Source organism: Prevotella sp. SGI.167 (assembly GCF_050313615.1).
Classification (GTDB): Bacteria; Bacteroidota; Bacteroidia; order Bacteroidales; family Bacteroidaceae; genus Prevotella.
Genome location: NZ_JBNPLT010000016.1, coordinates 1 through 21,274, shown reverse-complemented (window position 1 = coordinate 21,274; position 21,274 = coordinate 1). Strand labels below are relative to the sequence as shown.

General features: G+C 46.3%; 25 protein-coding genes and 1 pseudogene. 22 read left to right on the top strand and 4 right to left on the bottom strand.

What is annotated here, in order from left to right:
• Positions 1-10 precede the first annotated feature (10 nt).
• From ACQRBJ_RS09625 to rsxA, 4 genes are read left to right on the top strand one after another with little or no spacing between them, the layout of a single operon-like run.
• The gene (locus ACQRBJ_RS09625) at positions 11-1,012 is read left to right on the top strand and encodes an RnfABCDGE type electron transport complex subunit D (protein ID WP_089542707.1); all 1,002 of its coding nucleotides are present in this window, start codon (positions 11-13) and stop codon (positions 1,010-1,012) included.
• Positions 1,013-1,025: 13 nt separating this feature from the next.
• Positions 1,026-1,700, top strand: a complete 675-nt coding sequence (locus tag ACQRBJ_RS09620) for an RnfABCDGE type electron transport complex subunit G (RefSeq protein WP_294968274.1) — start codon at positions 1,026-1,028, stop codon at positions 1,698-1,700.
• A gap of 6 nt (positions 1,701-1,706) precedes the next feature.
• The gene (gene rsxE, locus ACQRBJ_RS09615) at positions 1,707-2,291 is read left to right on the top strand and encodes an electron transport complex subunit RsxE (RefSeq protein ID WP_089542705.1); all 585 of its coding nucleotides are present in this window, start codon (positions 1,707-1,709) and stop codon (positions 2,289-2,291) included.
• Between the two features lie 40 nt (positions 2,292-2,331).
• Complete coding sequence (gene rsxA, locus ACQRBJ_RS09610) at positions 2,332-2,934, top strand: electron transport complex subunit RsxA (protein ID WP_445303482.1); 603 nt, start codon at positions 2,332-2,334, stop codon at positions 2,932-2,934.
• A 116-nt stretch (positions 2,935-3,050) separates the two neighbouring features.
• Here the strand turns inward: rsxA and ACQRBJ_RS09605 are convergent, their stop codons facing one another.
• Entirely contained in the window at positions 3,051-5,042 is a 1,992-nt protein-coding gene (locus ACQRBJ_RS09605) for a fructose-1,6-bisphosphatase (protein ID WP_295346711.1), read from the bottom strand.
• 216 nt (positions 5,043-5,258) lie between these two features.
• Between ACQRBJ_RS09605 and galE the strand changes: the two genes are divergently transcribed.
• The 15 genes from galE to ACQRBJ_RS09530 all read left to right on the top strand — a co-directional run bounded on the left by galE (position 5,259) and on the right by ACQRBJ_RS09530 (position 17,154).
• Positions 5,259-6,296, top strand: coding sequence for a UDP-glucose 4-epimerase GalE (galE, locus tag ACQRBJ_RS09600; protein WP_295346712.1), 1,038 nt, complete (start codon positions 5,259-5,261; stop codon positions 6,294-6,296).
• Between the two features lie 142 nt (positions 6,297-6,438).
• Positions 6,439-6,759, top strand: coding sequence for a T9SS type A sorting domain-containing protein (locus ACQRBJ_RS09595; protein ID WP_264950227.1), 321 nt, complete (start codon positions 6,439-6,441; stop codon positions 6,757-6,759).
• An 11-nt stretch (positions 6,760-6,770) separates the two neighbouring features.
• Positions 6,771-8,291 carry a L,D-transpeptidase family protein gene (locus ACQRBJ_RS09590; RefSeq protein ID WP_445303481.1) on the top strand — a complete coding sequence of 507 codons (1,521 nt, stop codon included), beginning with the start codon at positions 6,771-6,773 and terminating at the stop codon, positions 8,289-8,291.
• A 17-nt stretch (positions 8,292-8,308) separates the two neighbouring features.
• On the top strand, positions 8,309-8,848 hold the full coding sequence (locus ACQRBJ_RS09585; protein ID WP_441932666.1) for an RNA polymerase sigma factor: 540 nt from the start codon (positions 8,309-8,311) through the stop codon (positions 8,846-8,848).
• 53 nt (positions 8,849-8,901) lie between these two features.
• Positions 8,902-9,288 (top strand): hypothetical protein, encoded by a 387-nt coding sequence (locus tag ACQRBJ_RS09580; RefSeq protein WP_445303480.1) that lies wholly within the window; start codon positions 8,902-8,904, stop codon positions 9,286-9,288.
• A 52-nt stretch (positions 9,289-9,340) separates the two neighbouring features.
• A complete protein-coding gene (locus tag ACQRBJ_RS09575) occupies positions 9,341-9,784 on the top strand; it encodes a hypothetical protein (RefSeq protein WP_445303479.1) in 444 nt (147 codons plus the stop codon).
• Between the two features lie 197 nt (positions 9,785-9,981).
• Positions 9,982-11,739, top strand: coding sequence for an aspartate--tRNA ligase (gene aspS / locus ACQRBJ_RS09570; RefSeq protein WP_441932664.1), 1,758 nt, complete (start codon positions 9,982-9,984; stop codon positions 11,737-11,739).
• A gap of 275 nt (positions 11,740-12,014) precedes the next feature.
• A complete protein-coding gene (locus ACQRBJ_RS09565; protein WP_294968300.1) occupies positions 12,015-12,314 on the top strand; it encodes a winged helix-turn-helix domain-containing protein in 300 nt (99 codons plus the stop codon).
• Between the two features lie 127 nt (positions 12,315-12,441).
• Positions 12,442-12,807 carry a hypothetical protein gene (locus tag ACQRBJ_RS09560; protein ID WP_445303478.1) on the top strand — a complete coding sequence of 122 codons (366 nt, stop codon included), beginning with the start codon at positions 12,442-12,444 and terminating at the stop codon, positions 12,805-12,807.
• Positions 12,808-12,912: 105 nt separating this feature from the next.
• Complete coding sequence (locus tag ACQRBJ_RS09555; RefSeq protein WP_445303477.1) at positions 12,913-14,400, top strand: xylulokinase; 1,488 nt, start codon at positions 12,913-12,915, stop codon at positions 14,398-14,400.
• A 185-nt stretch (positions 14,401-14,585) separates the two neighbouring features.
• Complete coding sequence (locus ACQRBJ_RS09550; RefSeq protein WP_295346717.1) at positions 14,586-15,656, top strand: mannose-1-phosphate guanylyltransferase; 1,071 nt, start codon at positions 14,586-14,588, stop codon at positions 15,654-15,656.
• 257 nt (positions 15,657-15,913) lie between these two features.
• Complete coding sequence (locus tag ACQRBJ_RS09545; RefSeq protein ID WP_445303476.1) at positions 15,914-16,201, top strand: hypothetical protein; 288 nt, start codon at positions 15,914-15,916, stop codon at positions 16,199-16,201.
• The gene (locus tag ACQRBJ_RS09540; protein WP_153121750.1) at positions 16,189-16,512 is read left to right on the top strand and encodes a type II toxin-antitoxin system RelE/ParE family toxin; all 324 of its coding nucleotides are present in this window, start codon (positions 16,189-16,191) and stop codon (positions 16,510-16,512) included. Before ACQRBJ_RS09545 ends, ACQRBJ_RS09540 begins: the two co-directional genes overlap by 13 nt.
• A gap of 28 nt (positions 16,513-16,540) precedes the next feature.
• Positions 16,541-16,822, top strand: coding sequence for a hypothetical protein (locus tag ACQRBJ_RS09535; protein WP_441937007.1), 282 nt, complete (start codon positions 16,541-16,543; stop codon positions 16,820-16,822).
• Positions 16,813-17,154: a hypothetical protein gene (locus ACQRBJ_RS09530; protein ID WP_445303475.1), complete on the top strand. Its 342-nt coding sequence runs from the start codon at positions 16,813-16,815 to the stop codon at positions 17,152-17,154. Before ACQRBJ_RS09535 ends, ACQRBJ_RS09530 begins: the two co-directional genes overlap by 10 nt.
• Positions 17,155-17,245: 91 nt before the next feature.
• On the opposite strand, the gene ACQRBJ_RS09525 is transcribed toward ACQRBJ_RS09530, so the two are convergent.
• Together ACQRBJ_RS09525 and ACQRBJ_RS09520 are read right to left on the bottom strand one after the other, a co-directional pair.
• On the bottom strand, positions 17,246-18,838 hold the full coding sequence (locus tag ACQRBJ_RS09525) for an AAA family ATPase (RefSeq protein WP_445303474.1): 1,593 nt from the start codon (positions 18,836-18,838) through the stop codon (positions 17,246-17,248).
• Positions 18,839-18,849: 11 nt separating this feature from the next.
• The gene (locus ACQRBJ_RS09520) at positions 18,850-19,017 is read right to left on the bottom strand and encodes a hypothetical protein (RefSeq protein WP_441937012.1); all 168 of its coding nucleotides are present in this window, start codon (positions 19,015-19,017) and stop codon (positions 18,850-18,852) included.
• 117 nt (positions 19,018-19,134) lie between these two features.
• On the opposite strand from ACQRBJ_RS09520, the gene ACQRBJ_RS09515 reads away from it, so the two are divergent.
• Together ACQRBJ_RS09515 and ACQRBJ_RS09510 are read left to right on the top strand one after the other, a co-directional pair.
• On the top strand, positions 19,135-19,407 hold the full coding sequence (locus ACQRBJ_RS09515) for a hypothetical protein (RefSeq protein WP_441937014.1): 273 nt from the start codon (positions 19,135-19,137) through the stop codon (positions 19,405-19,407).
• Positions 19,398-19,736, top strand: coding sequence for a hypothetical protein (locus tag ACQRBJ_RS09510; RefSeq protein WP_441937016.1), 339 nt, complete (start codon positions 19,398-19,400; stop codon positions 19,734-19,736). The genes ACQRBJ_RS09515 and ACQRBJ_RS09510 overlap by 10 nt, the downstream gene beginning before the upstream one ends.
• 85 nt (positions 19,737-19,821) lie before the next feature.
• Here ACQRBJ_RS09510 and ACQRBJ_RS09505 read toward each other — a convergent pair.
• Positions 19,822-20,628: pseudogene (locus tag ACQRBJ_RS09505) on the bottom strand (acyltransferase family protein); the annotation flags it as partial.
• On the opposite strand from ACQRBJ_RS09505, the gene ACQRBJ_RS09500 reads away from it, so the two are divergent.
• Positions 20,557-21,066, top strand: a complete 510-nt coding sequence (locus ACQRBJ_RS09500; protein WP_445303514.1) for a tyrosine-type recombinase/integrase — start codon at positions 20,557-20,559, stop codon at positions 21,064-21,066. The pseudogene ACQRBJ_RS09505 and the gene ACQRBJ_RS09500 overlap by 72 nt on opposite strands.
• The last annotated feature ends 208 nt before the right edge of the window (positions 21,067-21,274 follow it).

The window sequence follows — 21,274 nt, the reverse complement described above, 5'->3', positions numbered from 1 at the left end:
AAAAGATAAAATGGGAAAATTAATCGTTTCATTATCGCCACATGCCCATGGAAATGAGAGCGTGGAGAAGAACATGTACGGAGTGATCATCGCTCTTGTGCCTGCCATCCTCGCATCTTTCTATTTCTTCGGTCTGGGTTCAGCAGTCGTACTGCTCACCTCTGTGGCAGCCTGCGTCTTCTTTGAGTGGGCAATTACAAAATATCTCCTGAAGGAGGAGACCAGCTTGCTCGATGGTTCTGCCATCATCACCGGTCTTCTGCTCGGCATGAACTTGCCAAGTAACCTTCCTCTCTGGATTATCATCATCGGTGCCCTGTTTGCCATCGGTGTGGGTAAAATGAGTTTCGGTGGTCTGGGTAACAATCCTTTCAATCCTGCTTTGGTAGGCCGTTGCTTCCTGCTCGTCAGTTTCCCTGCACAGATGACATCATGGCCTGTGGCTGGACAGATGCTCAGCTATACCGATGCTACAACTGGTGCTACACCGCTGGCTATCATGAAGACAGCCATCAAGACTGGCGATGCTTCTCTCCTGAATCAGTTGCCTGATTCCATGAGCCTGCTCTTCGGTGCTACTGGAGATACCTTCGGTGCCGGAACTACCGGTGAGGTTTGTGCATTCGCCCTCTTGCTCGGTTTGGCTTACATGCTCTGGAAGAAGGTCATCACCTGGCATATTCCAGTCAGCATCATTGCTACCGTATTCGTTTTCAGCGGTTTGATGCATTTGGCTAATCCTGTTTATGCCAATCCTCTGGCAGTCATCTTCAGTGGTGGTCTGATGCTCGGTGCCATCTTTATGGCTACCGATTATGTAACATCACCAATGACTCACAAGGGTATGCTCATCTACGGTGTCTGCATCGGTCTTCTCACCGTTATCATCCGTAACTGGGGTAGTTATCCGGAAGGTATGTCGTTCGCCATTCTTATCATGAATGCGTTCACACCTCTTATTAATACATACGTTAAACCAAAGCGCTTCGGTGAGAAGCCAGCTAAGAAATAAGGAGGACTGAGACATGCAGAAATTAGAATCATCATTAAAGAACATGGTTTTGGTGCTCGTAGGCGTAGCGCTCGTTGTGGGTGCTGTGCTGGCATACATCAATCACCTTACATCTGGTCCTATCGCCGAGAAGGCAGCACAGAGTCTGGCTACCGGTATCAAGAGCGTGATGGGTACTGAAGACCTCCAGGTAGCAGAACCTGAAGAGGTGAAGCAGGAGTTTGGCGGCAAGGAGTTTACCTTTATCCTCCACAAGTGCTCTGACAAGAGCGGTAAGGAGTTGGGCGCAGCCGTAGAGAGTACTACCGGCGGTTTCGGTGGCGACTTGAAGGTGCTCGTAGGTTTCGATACCGAGGGCAAGATTATGGGTTACACCATCCTTCAGGCTTCAGAGACTCCGGGTCTGGGTGCCAAGGCAACTACCTGGTTCCAGAAAGACGGAAAGGGTAGCATCATCGGAAAAACTCCAAAGGATGGCGACCTTCACGTAAGCAAGGACGATAAGGGTGGCAATGCAGTAGATGCCATCACCGCATCAACCATTACCAGCCGTGCCTTCCTCAAGGCTATCAATCAGGCGTATGCTGCCTATGCAGGTAAGAATGTAGATGGCGAGAGTGGTGCATCTCAGAAAGCAGATGCTGAGAGCCGTGCATCTAAAGTTGAACATAACGAAAAGAAAGGATAAGCCGATATGAGTAATATGAAAATTTTGATGAACGGACTCATCAAGGAGAACCCTACCTTCGTGTTGCTCCTCGGTATGTGTCCTACCTTGGCAACAACTACCAGTGCCATCAATGGTCTTTCCATGGGATTGGCAACCATGGCAGTATTGGTTTGTACCAACTTTGTGATTTCCTGTATCAAGAAGATTACCCCGGATATGGTTCGCATCCCTGTTTTCATCGTAGTGATTGCAGCCTTCGTAACCATCCTGCAGATGTTGATGAGCGCCTATGCTCCTGACAGCATCAACCAGGCACTGGGTATCTACATCCCATTGATTGTAGTAAACTGTATCATCCTGGGTAGAGCAGAGAGCTTTGCTGCCAAGAACTCACCGATTGCCAGTCTCTTTGATGGTCTCGGCTGCGGTTTGGGTTTCACCCTCGGTTTGACTATCTTGGGTAGTGCCCGTGAGATTCTCGGTGCAGGAAGCGTATTCGGTATCACTCTGTTGCCAGAGACTACCAACATTCTGATGTTTATCCTGCCTCCTGGAGCTTTCCTCACCTTGGGTTACATCATTGCTATATTTAATAAGGTAAAGAAGTAAGCGTAAGCATCGCTTCAATCCATGAAATAGAATAGAAATTATGGAATATTTATTGATATTTATCTCTGCGATATTCGTCAACAACATCGTCTTGTCGCAGTTCCTCGGTATCTGTCCGTTCCTGGGCGTATCGAAGAAAGTTAATACAGCCATCGGTATGGGGGGTGCCATCGCCTTCGTCTTGACCCTGGCAACCATCATTACCTGGTGTGTTCAGAAGTATGTACTCGATCCATTCGGATTGCAATATCTCCAAACCCTGGCGTTCATCCTCGTGATTGCAGCCTTGGTTCAGATGGTAGAGATTATCCTCAAGAAGGTTTCTCCTGCACTTTATCAGGCGCTCGGTATCTTCCTGCCTTTGATTACTACCAACTGTGCTGTGCTGGGTGTAGCCATCCTGGTTATCCAGAAGGACTACAATCTCTTGGAGAGTGTGGTTTACGCCTTCTCTACCGCTCTCGGCTTTGCCCTGGCTCTCATCGTCTTTGCCGGCATTCGTGAGCAGCAGGCATTGGTCCGCATTCCTAAGGGTATGCAGGGCGTAGCTATCGTGATGGTTACAGCTGCACTCCTCAGTCTAGCCTTCATGGGCTTCTCTGGTGTAGACGGTGGTCTGAAGACTTTGTTTGGATTGGAATAAAAATGGCTGAATGAATAAAAATGGCTGAATGAATAAAAAAGCCGATTGAATAAAAAAGAGGCTGGTGTTGTTATCGGTTAACGATGACAGCATCAGCCTCTTATCTTTTCTGGAACTTACATTTTCTTTGTTTCCTTCTCCTTGATATAGCCATGACGGTAAGCATACAGAAGTTCCTTCAGGTCTTCTACCTGTTTACGGAGTTCCTGACCTATATCGGTATCGGCAACCAGCATACGGCGGTTGGACATTTCCACAATCTGGGTGGTACTCTTGATGTCGGTACCTTGCTTGATGGCATCTTCGGTACTGGTAAACGGTTCGTGCTGTACCAGTTGGAAACCACGGGAATGGTATACCAGCGTGTAGCCGGCGATACCCGTCTCGTTGTGGTATGCCTTGGAGAAACCACCGTCTATCACCATCAGCTTGCCGTTTGCCTTGATAGGATTCTCGCCCTTCAGGGTACGTACCGGCACGTGGCCGTTGATGATGTGGCGGTTAGGTCCGGTAACGCCAAACTCATCCATGATATGGTCTATCACCTCCTCGTTGTCGCGCAGGAGGAAGTAATAACCCTTCTCCTCCTTATGGGTCTCCTTGTCAGCCACGAAATAGCGCTCAAAGGTAGCCATCTTGCTCTTGTCAAAGAGCGGACTGTCCGGACCGCACCAGAGATACAGGAAGTAGTCGATGGCATATTCCTTCTCGGCTGGGTCGCTGTCCTGCTGGAAGGCGGTACGAATCTGCATGCCGGTATAGTGCATCAGGTCGCGACCGCTGTATTTATGACCCGGATAGATTTCTACCTCTTTCAAGGAACCATCTGCATTGAGCGGACAGGAAGCATGGAAGAGCAGGTTGTTGTTGAAGATGGCATACATGCAGCCATGCTGCAACATCACCCGGATATGCTTATGCAGCTTTTCGCAGACTTTGAAAGAGTGGTGCAGTTTCTGCATCAGTATCGTTTCTTCTTCAGAGAGACGGTTTGGGTATTTCGGGTCGATGGTAGGGAAGTTGCAGGAACTCATCTCGTATTCCTTGCCATCGATTTCTACCGTACCCTTTTCATAATTGATGTGTTCGAAGAGGCGTCTGCCGTCCATCTTCCATTCCGGATGCTTCTCGATGAGCTGACCCTCAATCTTGAACTGGATGACGGCTATCGCCTTATGCATCTGTGCTGTGAGTCGGGTAGTCTTGTCGTCAAGACTGGCAGCGCCACCGCTCAGCTTAGGCAGGAACTCGGTGCAAGAATCATCATTGTAGGTCTCCATGGCGAAGGTGGCAAGCGGAATGAGGTTAATGCCGTAGCCTTCCTCTAGGGTAGAGAGATTGGCATAACGCAGGGAGAGGCGGATGACATTGCAGATGCAGGCATCATTGCCCGCAGCAGCACCCATCCACAAAACATCGTGGTTGCCCCACTGGATGTCCCAGCTGTGGTAGCGGCGCATCTTGTCGAGGATGATATGCGCACCCGGACCACGGTCGTAGATATCGCCCAGGATATGCAGCTGGTCGATAGCAAGGCGCTGGATGACGTTGGCGATGGCAATGATGAAATCATCGGCACGGCCGGTAGAGATGATGGTATCAACGATGACATTGACGTATGCCGTCTTGTCATGATCTTCGGTATGCTCGTGGAGCAATTCCTGGATGATATAGGAGAAATCGCAAGGCAGCGACTTGCGCACCTTGGAACGGGTATACTTGCTGGAAACATCACGGCAAACAGCCACCAGGCGGTGGAGCGTGATGTGATACCAGTCATCAATGTCCTTCTCGTTGATCTTGACGAGTTCGAGTTTCTGCTCCGGATAATAGATGAGCGAGCAGAGGTCACGTTTCTCCTGTTCGCGCAGGGTAGTGCCGAAGAGTTCGTTCACCTTACGCTTGATGTTACCCGATGCGTTTTTCAATACATGCAGAAAAGCCTCGTACTCACCGTGGATGTCGGCAAGGAAATGCTCAGTGCCCTTAGGCAGGTTGAGGATAGCCTTGAGATTGATGATCTCAGTGCTGGCTTCTGCTATCGTAGGAAACGATTGCGACAGCAGTTGCAAGTATCTTATGTCTTTTTCAATATCGTACTGTTTCATAATAATTTTGTTTTCTATGGATGTTAAATTCAAAAGATTTCTTCCGCTGATCATTCTGATTCAGTTGCAAAGTTACGTTGAATTCTTGAAAATAAAGAATAAGTAAGCATATTTTTTCAGAATTATTTTGTAGTTTCACTTTTTTGCAGTACTTTTGCAACCATCTAAGCGATAAACGCTAGACACTATCAATTATTCAATCAAAGACTAAGAAGTATGAAACAGACAATTTTGGTAACTGGCGGTACAGGTTTTATCGGTAGTCATACCACAGTAGAATTACAGCAGGCAGGTTACAATGTAGTCATTGTAGACGATCTCTCCAACTCAAAGATTGAGGTTCTCGACGGTATCGAGAAGATCACAGGTATTCGTCCTGCTTTCGAGAAAGTAGACTTGCGTGACAAGGAAGCAACAGAGGCTATTTTCCAGAAGTATCCTGAAATCCAGGGTATCATCCATTTCGCTGCCAGCAAGGCAGTAGGCGAGAGCGTTCAGAAACCTCTGATGTATTATCGTAACAATGTAGTATCGCTCATCAACCTGCTTGAGTTGATGCCAAAATATAATGTCAAGGGTATCATCTTCTCTTCTTCTTGCACCGTTTACGGTCAGCCAAAGCCAGAGAACCTTCCTGTTACTGAGGAGGCTCCTCACCAGAAGGCTACCTCTCCTTACGGTAATACTAAGGAAATCAACGAGCAGATCATTGCCGACTATATCCACAGCGGTGCCAACATCAAGAGCATCGTGCTGAGATACTTCAACCCAATCGGTGCACACCCATCTGCTGAAATCGGTGAGTTGCCTAACGGCGTGCCAAACAACCTGATTCCTTACGTTACTCAGACCGCTATGGGCATCCGCAAGGAGTTGACCATCTTCGGTAACGACTATGATACTCCAGACGGAACCTGCATCCGCGACTATATCTATGTAGTAGACCTTGCCAAGGCTCACGTTTGCGCTATGGCTCGTGTACTTGACAAGGAGACAGAGCCTATCGAGTACTTCAACATTGGTACAGGCAACGGTAATTCAACCCTCGAAATCGTAGAGACCTTCGAGAAGGCTACCGGTGTGAAGCTGAACTGGAAGTATGGTCCTCGCCGTGAGGGTGATATCGAGAAGATCTGGGGCGACTGCACCAAGGCAAACAAGGTATTGGGCTGGAAGGCAGAAGCTAATCTTTCTGACGTCCTGGCTTCTGCATGGAAATGGCAGCAGAAACTCCGTGAAGACGGTATCATGTAATCATGATGAAATCATATTGCCTGTTAGGTTAAAAATATAAAAATAATAGGAACTTTACCAGCTATATGTTGGAAGGTTCCTATTTTTTGTATACCTTTGCAGAAAGAATTTTACGTAAAATCATTATATAAGGAATCACAATATGAAGAAAACTATACTTTCTATGATAACATTGGCTGCAATGATGATGGCAGCACCTACCCAGGTGCTGGCAGAAACCAGTGCTGTGGAAATGATAGACCTGGAAGCACAGGACATTGCCGTAAGCTATACCAATGGCGTGATGCATATCACGGGTGCCAACGGGCTGGTAGTTAAGGTTTATAACCTGGCTGGCATCGTTGTCAAATCCTTTATGGTAGAAGGTCAGGACAAGCGCATCTCCATGCCTTTGTCGGATGGTATCTATATTATTAAAGTAGGTCCATCGTTTACACGTAAAATTACTGTCAATCGTAGGTAAAAGTGAAGTTATTGAGATTTTTACCCCTGTTGCTCGGTTTGATGATGATGGGGTGTAAGGATTCGCAACCCAATAGCAACAGGCTGTTGACGTTAGAATACTATCAGGATTTTAACGAGAAGGCGTATGCTGTCAATTCTAAAGTGATTCGAGGATTGATGGATAGCCTCATGCAGCAGGATAAAGACCGTCTTGTTGCCGACCTCCATACTCGGAAATATTATCAGCACCGTGGCGGCTTCCTGTGGATTGACCGTCATGGTATAGATCATCGTGCCGATTCGCTGCTCTCGTTTCTGAAAACTGTAGATGAATTCGGATTCAATAAGCGACGCTTTTTTGTGGATGAGATTACGGAAGACATCGAACGGCTCAGAACCCTGCACCTGGACAGACAGCAGAACCAGGTGAACAGGGTGATGGCTAGATTGGAGTACCGGCTTACCAAATCGTATCTGAGATACGTTGCCGGTCAGCGCTTTGGTTATATGAATCCCAACTTCGTGCTGAACCGCCTGGATACGGTGGCTCCTAATCCCTATGATACAATCAAGCTACCTGTAAGATTCAGGGAGCTCTTTGATGTGAAGATGGAACATCCTGATGATTCGTTCTTTGCCCAGGCGATGGAAAGAATCGGTATGGGAACAGATTCGCTTACCGCATTCCTGAAATCAGTACAGCCGGAAAATCCGTTCTACCGCGTATTCAAGGAAAAACTGAACAGGGGAGGACTTTCCAAAGGAGAGCGTGACCGGGTGCTGGTGAATATGGAAAGGAGCAGATGGAGACAGAAGGACAATATCTGGAACCATCAGAAATATGTTGTGGTCAATATCCCGGCTTACCAGCTGATGGCGGTAGACGGGCAGGATACGCTCACCATGCGTATCGGCTGCGGATCGCTCAAGACCAAGACCCCATTGCTCAACAGCCATATCAAGAGAATGGATATCAATCCGAAATGGTTTGTGCCACGCAGCATCATTCTTCACGATATGGCCCGCCATGCCGGAAACCCAGGCTATTTCCTGGCACGTAACTACTATGTGAGGGATGTGAAGACCGGTGAGGAGGTGGATCTGCATCGGGTGACGAGAGCCATGCTGGTTTCTGGTGCCTATGGAGTGGTGCAGCGCGGAGGAAAGGGCAATGCCCTGGGACGCATCATCTTCCGATTCGACAACAACTTCTCGGTCTATCTGCATGATACCAGCAGCAGGGGAGTCTTTGAAAGAGAGGAAAGGGGAGTATCGCATGGATGTATCAGAATAGAGAAGCCTTACGATTTTGCAGTATTCCTCCTGGCAGAAAAGAACCGGAAGCTGATGGACAAGATACAATATTCGATGACAGACGACTCGCTGAGCAACCGCAAGATGGTGGTGAATGTTGTGAAGGTGAAGCCGGAGGTGCCTCTCTTCATCACCTACTATACGCTCTATCCGCTGGCAGGTGGACGCACCAGGGAATATCCCGACGTGTACGGATATGACAAGGTGATATGGGAGCATCTGAAGAAATATTTATAAGAAAATAAATCTTAATTATGATCAAAGATAAAGAACTTTTGGAAATGTTGAGCGATCCGAAGACGCAACGGGCAGGATTCGCTGTGCTGGTGAGTCAGTACAGCGAGACGTTGTATTGGAAGATTCGTAACATCGTACTCAATCATGACGATGCCGATGACATTTTACAGAATGTCTTTATCAAGGCATGGACCAATCTGGCAACCTTTCAGGGTAAGTCATCCCTGTCCACCTGGCTCTACCGCATCGCCATCAACGAATCCCTGGATTTCCTCAGAAAGAAGAAGCAGTCCACGCAGGTGAGTGCGGATGATGAACCCGGCATCGCTTCACGCTTGCTTGCCGATGAATATTTCGACGGGGATGAGATCCAGGTACATCTGCAGGAAGCCGTAGCCCTGTTGCCCGATGTGCAGCGCACGGTGTTCACCCTGAAGTATTTCGACAACATGAAATATTCTGAGATAAGCAAAATCCTCTCTACCAGCGAAGGCGCCTTGAAGGCATCTTACCATCTGGCAGTGAAGAAAATAACAGAATTCTTGCAGAAATATTAAACCTTTTGAGGTTGAATCCGTCAATAATAAAAAAGAAGGAAAGGTAGTAGTATATGACAAGAGAAGAAAACATATTGAAAGAACGTTTTAGCAAGGAGAATCCCTTCAAGGTTCCTGATGGTTACTTCGATCATCTCACCGAGAGAATCATGGAGAAATTGCCGGAACAGGAGATTCGTGTCATCGACATACGCAGCCGTCAGACGCTCTGGCAGAAGTTGCCATTGCGCAAGATAGCTGCTGCCGTTGCTGTCGTGGCGCTGCTGGGCGGCGGCTCGTTCTGGGCTTGGCAGCATGAAGGCAACAGCAAGGTGGTGGCTCATGTGAAGCAGCATGAACAGAAAACTGTGGCCAGTGAGGAAGCCGCCTTCAATGAGATGGCAGACTATGCGATGATAGACAATGAGACTATCTATGCATCATTGATGACAGAGAACTAAGATAGTAACGTTTAGGTTACGGAATCAGATGAAATAAACAATAATTAAAGATATGAAATGGAATTTCCAACATAGAATCATCATTTTGATGGTCATGCTGCTGATGGGCATCACTGGCATTCAGGCTCAGCATGGCAGAAAGCATGCTGCATTCGACCCTAAGAAGTTTCAGGTGGAACTGGAGCAGTATATCACAACTAATGCTGCCCTGACGCCTGGAGAGGCTGCCAGATTCTTCCCCATGTATCGACAGATGGGCAAGAAGATGCGTATGCTTTTCGATGAGATGCGCCGGTACAGACACATCAATCCTAAGGACAACGAGGCGTGCGAAGCGGCTATCCGCCGACAGGATGAGATAGACATCCAGCTGAAACAGCTGCAGCAGGAATATCATGCAAGATTCATGACCGTGCTGCCTGCCTATAAGGTGCTCAGCGTTATCAGGGCAGAGGAGAAATTCCACAGACAGGCATTCCGCAGGATGCACAAATAATATTTCGTCTTGGATAGAAATAAGATTCCTGCAAGATGCACAAATGGGCAGGAATGATGCAAATTGATAGTTGGTTTATAATAGAATAAGGTCGCGAAGGTATTATTTTATAATATTTTCGCGTTTTTTTTTTGTTTTCTCCTCTTTTTGTCGTAACTTTGCACATTGTAGTAAATAAATATATATAATATAAAGGTATGTACAGAAGTAATACTTGTGGAGAGCTTCGTCTCTCTGATGCAGGCAAAGAGGTAACTCTTGCCGGATGGGTACAGCGCACAAGAAAGATGGGTGGTATGACATTCGTTGACTTGCGCGACCGTTATGGTATCACACAGTTGGTCTTCAATGAGGCCGATAACAAGGACTTGTGCGATGCAGCTAACAAGCTGGGTCGTGAATACTGCATCCAGATTAAGGGTACAGTAAGCGAGCGACAGAGCAAGAATCCTAAGATGGATACCGGTGATATTGAAATCCTGGTGAAGGAACTTAACGTGCTCTCTAAGAGCCAGACTCCTCCTTTCACTATCGAAGATAATACTGATGGTGGTGATGATATCCGTATGAAGTATCGTTACCTCGACTTGCGTCGCCCTGCCGTACGCAAGAACCTGGAGTTGCGCCACCGTATGTGCATCCTCATCCGTAACTTCCTCGACAGCCAGAACTTCATGGAGGTTGAGACTCCTATCCTCATCGGTAGTACTCCAGAGGGTGCCCGCGACTTCGTGGTTCCTTCCCGTATGAACCCAGGACAGTTCTATGCACTTCCTCAGAGCCCTCAGACCCTGAAGCAGCTTCTGATGGTAGCTGGTTTCGACCGCTACTTCCAGATTGCCAAGTGCTTCCGTGATGAGGACCTCCGTGCTGACCGTCAGCCAGAGTTTACACAGATTGACTGCGAGATGAGTTTCGTAGACCAGGATGATGTCATCAATCTTTTCGAAGAGATGGCACGCCACCTGTTTAAGGAAATCCGTGGCGTAGAATTGCCTAAGCTGGAGCAGATGACATGGCATGATGCTATGCGCCGCTTCGGTAGCGACAAGCCAGACTTGCGCTTCGGCATGGAGTTTGTAGAACTCAAGGAAGCTTTCAAGGGCAAGGGAATCTTCGCCGTATTCGATGAGGCTAAGTATATCGGTGGTATCTGCGTTCCTGGATGCGCTGACTATAGCCGCAAGCAGCTTAATGAACTGACCGATTTCGTGAAGCGTCCACAGGTAGGTGCTAAGGGATTGGTTTACATCAAGTATAATGCTGATGGTACTATCAAGAGTAGCATCGATAAGTTCTATACTCCAGAGGAATTGGCTGAGATCAAGACCGTGATGGGTGCCAAGGATGGCGACCTGGTATTGATCCTGAGTGGCGACAATGCCAACAAGACCCGTATCCAGCTCTGCTCTCTGCGTCTTGAAATGGGTGAGCGTCTTGGTTTGCGCGACAAGAACGTATTCAAGTGTCTCTGGATTATTGACTTCCCTCTCTTCGAGTGGAGCGACGAGGAGCAGCGCCTGATGGCTACCCACCATCCATTCACCATGCCAAATCCAGACGATATCCCATTGCTCGATGAGCATCCAGAGCAGGTTCGTGCCAAGGCATACGACTTTGTCTGCAACGGTATCGAAGTGGGTGGAGGTTCTCTCCGTATCCACGACACCCAGTTGCAGGAGAAGATGTTCGAGGTTCTCGGCTTCACACCAGAGCGTGCTGAGGCTCAGTTCGGCTTCCTTATGAATGCCTTCAAGTATGGAGCACCACCTCACGCAGGTCTTGCTTTCGGTCTCGACCGCTTCGTCAGCATCTTGGCAGGTCTCGACAGCATTCGCGACTGTATCGCATTCCCTAAGAACAATTCAGGCCGCGATGTGATGCTTGATGCACCATCAGAGTTGGATCCAAAGCAGCTCGATGAGTTGGAAATCAAGTTAGACTTAAAGGATTAATATTTTAGCTAAATCGCTGAATATAAGCAAAAAAGCGTAGCATTATCTTGATGTAAGTCAAGAAATGCTGCGCTTTTATTTATTATACGTCATTTTTTTCAATAAAAAGTTGATAATCTAAAAAAAATGTTATAAATTTGCAGTACAAAATAAAAGATAACGCTGAAAGGTGTTAAAAAATGACTAAAGCAAGGGCATCATCAGATGCTTCCTTCAAAAGGAAGTGAAGCATCAAGTGGTGCTTATATAGAGACTATAATTATTTTACTAAAATCATGGTAGAAAAGAAATCAACAACAAAGACAGCTGCCACAAAGAAGACAGCTACAAAGAAGGCTCCAGTTGCAAAGAAGACAACTGTTGCAAAGAAGGACGTTCTTTACTTGAACGCAGAAAACGCTGGCTTCCGTGCTGGTGATGTTTATCAGGCTCTTGCTGCTGCAGAGAAGCCTCAGACAGTTGCAGAGATTGCTAAGGCTGCTGGTATCAGCACAGAGGAAACTATCCTCGGTCTCGGTTGGCTCTTCAAAGAGGGTAAGATTAAGGACGAGGACAACAAGGTAGCTCTCGCTTAAATAAGAAATCTCAAGGAGCCGCGGTTTTCTTTTCAGGAGAATGCCGCGGCTCTTTCTGTCTCTAGTCTTTCTTTTTCTTTGTTCTTTATCTTTGTTTTAACTTAAAAACTTTATTATTACAGTAACCATGTCTATAGATCAGGAGATATTCAGAGTGTTGATGGCTGCGGGCAGCAATGGTCTCAAACTTGAGAAGATTGCCCGTCATGTTTATAATTCATGTAATTCAATCTTTACACCATTGAATTATAAGGATGTGCATGCCTATGTCACACAGTATCTCACCCGTTGCGCCAAAGACCCAGGTTCGCTTATTGAGAAAGGCAAGGGATATGGTGTTTATCATATCAATTTCAAGTCGGTTCAGGTTCAGCAGCTCATGCTCGACTTCTCTTCTTCTGCCACGGCTGGCATCAATAACGAGGAGGATAATCCCGGTTCCGACAGCGGAAATGGCTACGTTAGCAACGATCTCTTTGGCGATAATCTGTAAATAGCAAGAAAAAATATATTTCATTTCGGGGGGAATTCCATGTTGGTTCGTATTATATAAAGAAAGAACAATTTAATTATAATAAACATATAAAATGAACTAATTATGGCTAGAAGATATTTATTAGGCTTTGATGTAGGTTCCAGTTCGGTAAAGGCATCTCTTACCGATGTAGACAACGGTGAAATTGTAGCGTCTGCGTTTTATCCAGACCATGAGGCGCCTATCATGGCGGTGAAGGCTGGATGGGCTGAGCAGGATCCACAGATGTGGTGGGATAATGCCAAGCTGGCGCTGAAGAAAATCATGACTGAATGCGGTGCCAAGGGTGAGGATATCCTCGCTATCGGTATCTCTTATCAGATGCACGGATTGGTTTGCGTTGACAAGAACCAGCAGGTGTTGCGCCCATCTATCATCTGGTGCGACTCCCGTGCCGTACCTTATGGCGAGAAGGCTTTCCGTGAACTGGGAGAAGACCTCTGCTTGCGCAATCTGCTCAACTCTCCAGGCAACTTTACTGCCTCTAAGCTGGCATGGGTGAAGGAGAACGAGCCTGAGCTCTTCGACAAGATTGATAAAATCATGCTCCCAGGCGATTATCTCGCCATGAAACTTTCCGGTGAGGTGAAGACTACCATCAGCGGTCTTTCTGAGGGTATGATGTGGGACTTTACAGCCAAGAAGCCTGCCAAGTTCCTGTTCGATTACTTCGGATTTGATGAGAGTATGATTGCCGACATCGTTCCTACATTCTCTGTACAGAGCGTAGTCTGCAAGGCTGCTGCTGATGAACTCGGACTCAAGGAGGGTACTCCTATCTCTTACCGTGCCGGCGACCAGCCTAACAATGCTGTCAGCCTCAATGTATTCAACCCTGGTGAAATCGCAAGTACAGCGGGTACATCTGGCGTGGTCTACGGTGTGCTCGGTGATGTGAACTACGATCCTAAGAGTCGCGTGAATACCTTCGCACATGTCAACTATACCACAGAGCTTGACCGTCTCGGCGTATTGCTCTGCATCAATGGTACCGGCATCCTGAATGCCTGGGTTCATCGCAATGTTACTCCAGACGTCAGCTATGCTGATATGAATGACCTGGCTGCCGGTGTGCCAATCGGTAGCGACGGCGTGAAGATTATCCCATTCGGAAATGGTGCTGAGCGTGTATTGGAGAACAGAGAGGTGGGCTGCTCCATCCGTGGCTTGAGCTTCACCAAGCACAACCGTGCCCACATCGTACGTGCAGCTCAGGAGGGTATCGTATTCAGCTTCTGCTATGGTATGGAAATCATGCAGCAGATGGGTATGGACATCAAGAAAATCCACGCCGGTAAGGCTAACATGTTCCTCAGCCCATTGTTCAGAGATACATTGGCTGGCGTAAGTGGAGCCACCATCGAACTCTATGAGACAGATGGTAGTGCCGGTGCTGCCAAGGGTGCTGGTATCGGTGCCGGTATCTACAAGGACCATGATGAGGCATTTGCAACCCTGAAGAAGTTGGCTGTTATCGAACCGGATGAGGCTAACCGCCAGGCTTATCTCGAAGCTTATGCTAACTGGAAGGCAGAATTGACAAAGCTCTAAACGGGCTTTTGCTGAAAATCATGATCATGTAAATCAGTCTTTAGGGATTGAAATCTGTCTTTTTTGATATAAATCAGTCAGAAACTGACAAATAATAAAGGATGGAAGTTTTTTCCATCCTTTTTTTTCGTTTATACAGATAATTTTTAGTACCTTTGCCCATTATTAAAATATATTTTTAAATTATGGCTCATAAAAATAATCATTTAGTAATAATGGCAGGTGGAGTAGGCAGTAGATTCTGGCCTATGAGTACCATTGAAAAGCCAAAGCAATTTATCGATGTTCTAGGAACGGGACGTACGCTGTTGCAACTCACCTTCGACCGTTTTGAAGGTATTTGTGACCCGGAAAACGTGTGGGTTGTCACCAACAAGAAATATGCAGCATTGGTTCATGAGCAGTTGCCTGAGATACCGGAGAGTAACATCCTTCAGGAACCTTGCCGCAGAAATACGGCTCCTTGCATCGCTTATATCAGTTGGCGCATCAAGGAGAAGGATGCACATGCCAATATCGTGGTAACACCATCCGACCATATTGTTACTAATGGTAATGAGTTCAGAAGAGTGATTGCTTCTGCCATGAAATTTACCAGCGAGACCGACAGTATCGTGACGCTCGGTATGAAGCCCAACCGTCCGGAGACAGGCTACGGTTATATTCAGGCAGATTTGACTACTCCTTCGGCAAGAAACAAGGAAATATTCCGTGTAGACCAGTTTAGAGAGAAGCCTGATCTGGCAACGGCAACAGAATATATCAAGGATAAGAGTTTCTTCTGGAATGCGGGCATCTTCGTGATGAGTGCTGCCACCATCGTGAATGCTTTCCGCGTTTATCAGCCTGCCATCGCCAAGATTTTCGAGAGCATGAGAAGCATCTATGGCACCGACAAGGAGCAGGAAGAGATAGATCTCCGTTATCCTGAATGTGAGAGTATCTCGGTAGACTATGCCATCATGGAGAAGGCAGAGGAGATTTTCGTGATGCCAGCCGATTTCGGTTGGAGTGATTTGGGCACATGGGGCAGTCTGCTGGCTCAGAGCCGCAAGGACCTCAACGGCAATGCCCTGATTGGCAAAAACATCGAGATGATAGAATCAAAGAACAACATCATCCATACGATGAACGAGAAGAAGGTGGTTATCCAGGGACTCGACGGCTATATCGTAGCTGAGGAAGACGGAACGCTTCTCATCTGCAAGCTCTCTGAGGAACAGCGCATCAAGATTTTCTCAGGAAGCGAAAAATAGAATCAGAATATTACTTTACGATTAATGATAAAAAAAAGAAGGCAATCAAAAGTGATTAAGTTCACTTGAGATTGCCTTCTTGCTTTGTGGACCACCTCTTGCTTCTCTTTTACCATCTTGTTATCTCCTTCCATCTGTACATTGATTTCAGCGTTCTATGCCATTTTCTTTCAGATTTTCTTGCGGTTTCCAATCTTTCTTTGTAACTTTGCATCATCTTTACATAAAAAACGTGGAACTTTAATAGCGAAAGAAATATGGAGGAAAAGAAATATCATATCGAGGAATCGAAGATTGCAGGGGATAAGGTCTGTGAGCCATCGCCAGCCTATGCATCTGTTGCATCAGAGTCTGTATCTCATCACGTGATTGATTATGGGATAGAGCAGAAAGATGAAATTCCTGTTCTTAAAAATCATTTTAGCTATGAGGGTCTTTTGGATAGTATAGATTATTGTGAAACCATTAAGGATGATCCTTCTAAATGGGAATCTGTTGATGCCTTTAATGAACGTTTATATGAGGAATTCCCATGGCTGAGATAGTTGTCCACAAGCTGTATGAAGAAAAGGAACGCCAGTATATTATCGATGCTTATGAGAATTTTGGTAAGAAAACTGCTCGAAAGTGGAAAGAAGAACTGATGAAAATTCAGAACTTCCTGAAAAAATATCCTGAAGGTAAACCCCCTTTTCTTGGTGCTCCAAAGTTTAGTTATTTGCTTCGGGGTGCTAATTTTATGCGTAATTTCAAGTTGGTTTATTATTATGATGAATCCTTGGATGTGGTGCATATTGTTGACATTTGGGATATGAGGCAGAATCCAAAAAGGTTCTCAGTCTCAAAATATAAATGATTATGTAGAACTTAAAAAAGAATGAATTATGGAGGAAAAGAAATATCATATCGAGGAATCGGAGATAGTAGGGGATAAGGTATGTGAGCCATCGCCTGCTTATCGTTCTATGGCATCATCAGCTTCATCAGTATCATCCGTATCATGGGATGAGGCTTACGACACCGATTCCTATCCTATGGGGCGCTCGCTGGAGCAGGTGATGGAGCATTGCGAGAGCATTTTTGATAAATTGGATGATCCTAATTATGGAGAGCCTATTTCCGTTTTGGATGATGAGATAGAAAGGATGATTGCAGAATGGAAATAAAAACTGATGCCCTTTTCAAGAAGGAGATAAAAAAGAGTATTGAGTATGCCTTGCAAGAGTTTGGATTAAAAACTGCTCGTAAGTGGCAAACACAATATAAGGAAATTAAGCGTTCATTGGAATTTATGCCCAAGCGTTATCCTATAGTAGCTCATTTCCGTAATGAAAGAATGGAGTTTCGTGGTGCCATCATCATGAAGAACTTCAAGATTATCTATTTCTACAATGAAGAGAAAGATATCCTCTGGCTGGTGGATTTCTGGGATATGCGCCAAGATCCTCGTAAGCTGAACCTGCGAGCCAGGAGGATAGAAAGAAAGGAGTATCATTAGTCTTTATGATAAACAAAAGAACCCGCCAGGTGTCCCAACGGATTTTGAATCCGGTAGGACATCTGGCGGGATGTTTGTTTGGAGTTGTATTTTACAAAGACTCATCCACTTCTTTCCAATCTATCAATCCCTTGCCCGTTTCATCGAGTTCCACTGCCAGGGCGATGACCTTGCGCTTGTCGGCCTTGAATGGTTTTGTGTAGCTCTTTTCCTTTATCTGGCTCTCGGCAGCAGAAATGCCGCCATTGTTAGATAGCTTCAGTTCCAGGACGTAGATGATGGACGGAACCTCCACAATCATGTCTATTCTGCCAGTGGCCAGCATTCTCTCTACTTCCACCCTAAATCCCAAGGCTCTGAATATCGTGCTCATTATCAGTCGGTAACGCTCCTCCATATCCATGCTAGCCATCTTCTTGTTGCTGTATGGAACATCGGCGATTAGAGCCTTCAATGCCTTCTTGGCTTCAGCGGTATTGCCGTCTTGCATCATTTTTCTGAGAAAACTCTGCGCAGAAACCACTTCCGAATTCGACTTCATGGTCAAGGCTGGAACCACTACGCGGTATAATGCCTTGCGAACTTCAAAGTTAGGGAAGCCCAGGATGTAAACGCCATCATCGTAACCCTTGATGGTGAGATACCCCGACTGGTAGAGGAAGAGCTCGGCTCCGCCATTCACCACGTCCGATGTCTCCAGGGTATCGCCCTCGATGAAGCAGTGGTCAAAATATTCCATCTTCATTTCCATGTCATCCACGAACTTTGGCAATAGGGAAGTGGCGCCAGATGAAGCCCAGTAATTTCTCAATTTCCTATCCTCCAGGGCATTGATGAGGCTGAACGGATTGAATATATCTACCATGTTATCGCTGCAGAAATGATATCCGTCGTAAAACGCCGTGAGCTGCTTCAGCGTCTCCTCAGGAGTCCATCCGTTTTCTTCTCCCATTGCCTCAATCTCAGGTATGAAGTTTTCGGCAACTTCCTGCTTTGAAATGCCGCAGATGGTGGCGTAGGGTGCATCAAAACTGATGTTGCTCAGATTGTTAAGCACAGAGAAGAGGGAGATTTGTGTGAACTTGGTGATGCCTGTGATGAAGACGAAGCGCTCGTGTTCGTCCTCTTTTTTCAAGACGGCAAATACGGATTTATAGATGGCTGTGCAGGCATCATGCTGAGGAGTCTTCCAGGAATGCTGCAATGGAGAATCATACTCATCGATGAGGATAACCGCCTGTTTTCCGGTCTTTTGAAACATCGTTTCGATGATGTTCTGGAAGCGGACGGCAAGGGAAGCCTCCGGGCGCACGGCTACTTCATACTTCTGTTCGTATTTATAGAAAGCATCATCGAGATAGGAGTTGAGTTCTTCTGGTGTAGCTCCTCCGCAACTCATGTCGAGTCGAATGACGGGATAGCAGGTCCAGTCTTTCTCCAGCTTCATCACCTTCAATCCTTCGAAGAGTTCCTTTTTCCCCTCGAAGTAAGCCTGGAGTGTATCCACGAGAATCGACTTACCGAAGCGGCGTGGGCGGCTCAGGTAATTATACTTTTTCCCCCTGTTGGCAAGTCTCCATATTATATCAGTCTTGTCAACATACAGGTAACCTTCTCTTCTTATTTCAGCAAAGGACTGGATACCTACCGGCAATCTTCTATCGTTCATTTCTGTATCTGTCATAATCTGATCTCCTATGTTTTCAGGATAGCTTTTTGCGAGCCATCCACCTTTCTACAAATTCTTTCTGCAAAGATACGACGAATATTTTGATTTCGCAAGAAAAAATGGGGGATAATATAAAAAAGGTGGCGAATCTCTTTGTTATCTTTGATTTTTGCAGCATCTGGATTGATTCGCATAATCCTTTAAATTTCAGTGTTCTCTGCCATTTTCTTTCAGATTTTCTTGCGAGTTCCAATCTTTCTTCGTATTTTTGCACCAAATAAGTAACGTGGAACTTTAAGAGCGAAAGAAATATGGAGGAAAAGAAATATCATATCGAGGGATCGAAGATAGCAGGGGATAAGGTCTGCGAGCCATCGCCTGCCTATCGTTCGGCAGCATCAGCAGCATCATCAGTATCATGGGATGAGGCTTACGACACCGATTCCTATCCTTTGGGGCGCTCGCTGGAGCAGGTGATGGAGCATTGTGCAGAAATAGACAAGCACTTGGATGACCCGAACTATGGAATGTCGTGGGAGGAATTTAATGCTCATTTACGTAAAACGATTCCAGGATGGTTGTAAGACAGGATGAGATCTTCATGCAGGAATTTCAGAAATGTCTTGTTTTTGCATTAGAAGAGTTTGGAAAGAAGTCGGTTGGGAGATGGCAAGAGCAGTTATCTCGTATCATGCATCGGTTGAAAATGATGCCTGAGAGTTATCCGTTTGTGCCTGAACTGCAGAAATGGAGAAAGTATCGTGGTGCCATCATCATGAAGAACTTCAAGATTATCTATTTCTACAATGAAGAGAAAGATATCCTCTGGCTGGTGGATCTCTGGGATTTGCGCCAAAATCCTCGTAAGCTGAACCTGCGAGCCAGGAGGATAGAAAGAAAGGATTATCATTAGGATTAGATAAAAAACATCAGGCGTCCTGTCGGAACGGAAATCCGTCGGGATGCCTGATATTTTTTTCCCTCGTTTAGAGGATATGTTATTTCTTCGCCAGCCATCTGCGCACTGGCCGGTCGTAGAACTTCAGACAGAGCCAGGCTGCTGCTATCGAAACCGCACAGGTGATGAGTGCCTCGGGCCAGGTTTCACCAAGCGTGAAGAGCTGCTTCTCGATGAGCCACGAATAGAAGTAATACATAAACGGATAGTGTACGATATAGAGCGGGAAGGAGATGTCGCCAAGGAACGTGCAGACGCGGGTACTGAAACGGTCGGTTGTTGTTCCGCTCGCTCCCAGCCATACTATCGCCGGGAAAATCAGAATGATGCACACTGCTTCGAAAACACCATTCAGCATGATGCCATTCTCCATGATGCCATCAACGCTGCCCACACTACTGCCGCCAACCATGCTCTCTATATAAGGTACGTGGAAGAGCAGGAGAAGAATGATGGAACTGATCCAGAACGCACCCTTTACCTTGAACTGGATGCGATGGAAAACACGGGACAGCAGCATTCCTATCGTAAACGGGCAGAGCATGCGCAGAAGTCCACCCCAGAAGTTGAGACCATCGAGCGTCCAGCCCACACCAAACATGCCATATCCGCATACATCCGTAGCCGTGAACCAAAGCAGCAGGATGGATAGGGTTCCGGCGAGAATAGCCAGAGCCCTGGTGGAGAGCCTCCGGATGAAAAGGGCATAGAGGATGTTGCCGATGTACTCGAAGAAGAGCGACCAGGCGGGGCCGTTGAGCGGAAACATTTCGCCATTGCCTCTTACCTCGTATCCGCCACCTGGCAGGGCAGGAATCATCAGCATGGCGCAGAGCAGGGCTATCATCTTTATTACACCCGAAGCAAGACAAGACAGCGCCTCACCATCCGATGGGAGAAGGAGATGCAGGAGTTGATGGAAAAGTACCAGGCGCAGACCGCCTCCTCATCTTATCTCTTTCCTTTCCTTGTTGATGATGGAAACAAAAGACAGGATAAAACTATTGACAAAATGCAGGAAGAGGCGCGCCTGTATCACAATGCGGAAGCCCGTATCTCCTACCACCTCAGGAAGTTAGGAACTAAGATTGGCATCAAGGGCAAGCTTACCCTCTATATCGCCCGCCATTCCTGGGCAACGGCGGCAAGAGACAATGATGTCTCTATCTCCGTTATCAGCGAGGCATTGGGACATCATTCCGAAACCACCACACAAATCTATCTCCGCTCCATCAAAAGCTCAGAAGTGGATGATGCAAACGCCAAGATACTGGCAGCCCTATGAGCCACAAAAAAGAATAAAAAGAGGGTTTTCGAAAAATGAACCAAAATGAACCAATTTTTCTGAATCTTTACATAAGAGATACAGAAATGCCGAAAACTTTCGTTCAATCAACGACTTAGGAATTTATGTATTAAAAGAATAGTAAAAAAATGTTGATTTTTATAGAACAATATTAATTTTTTAACACGCATAATTTGCTTGTTTCCAA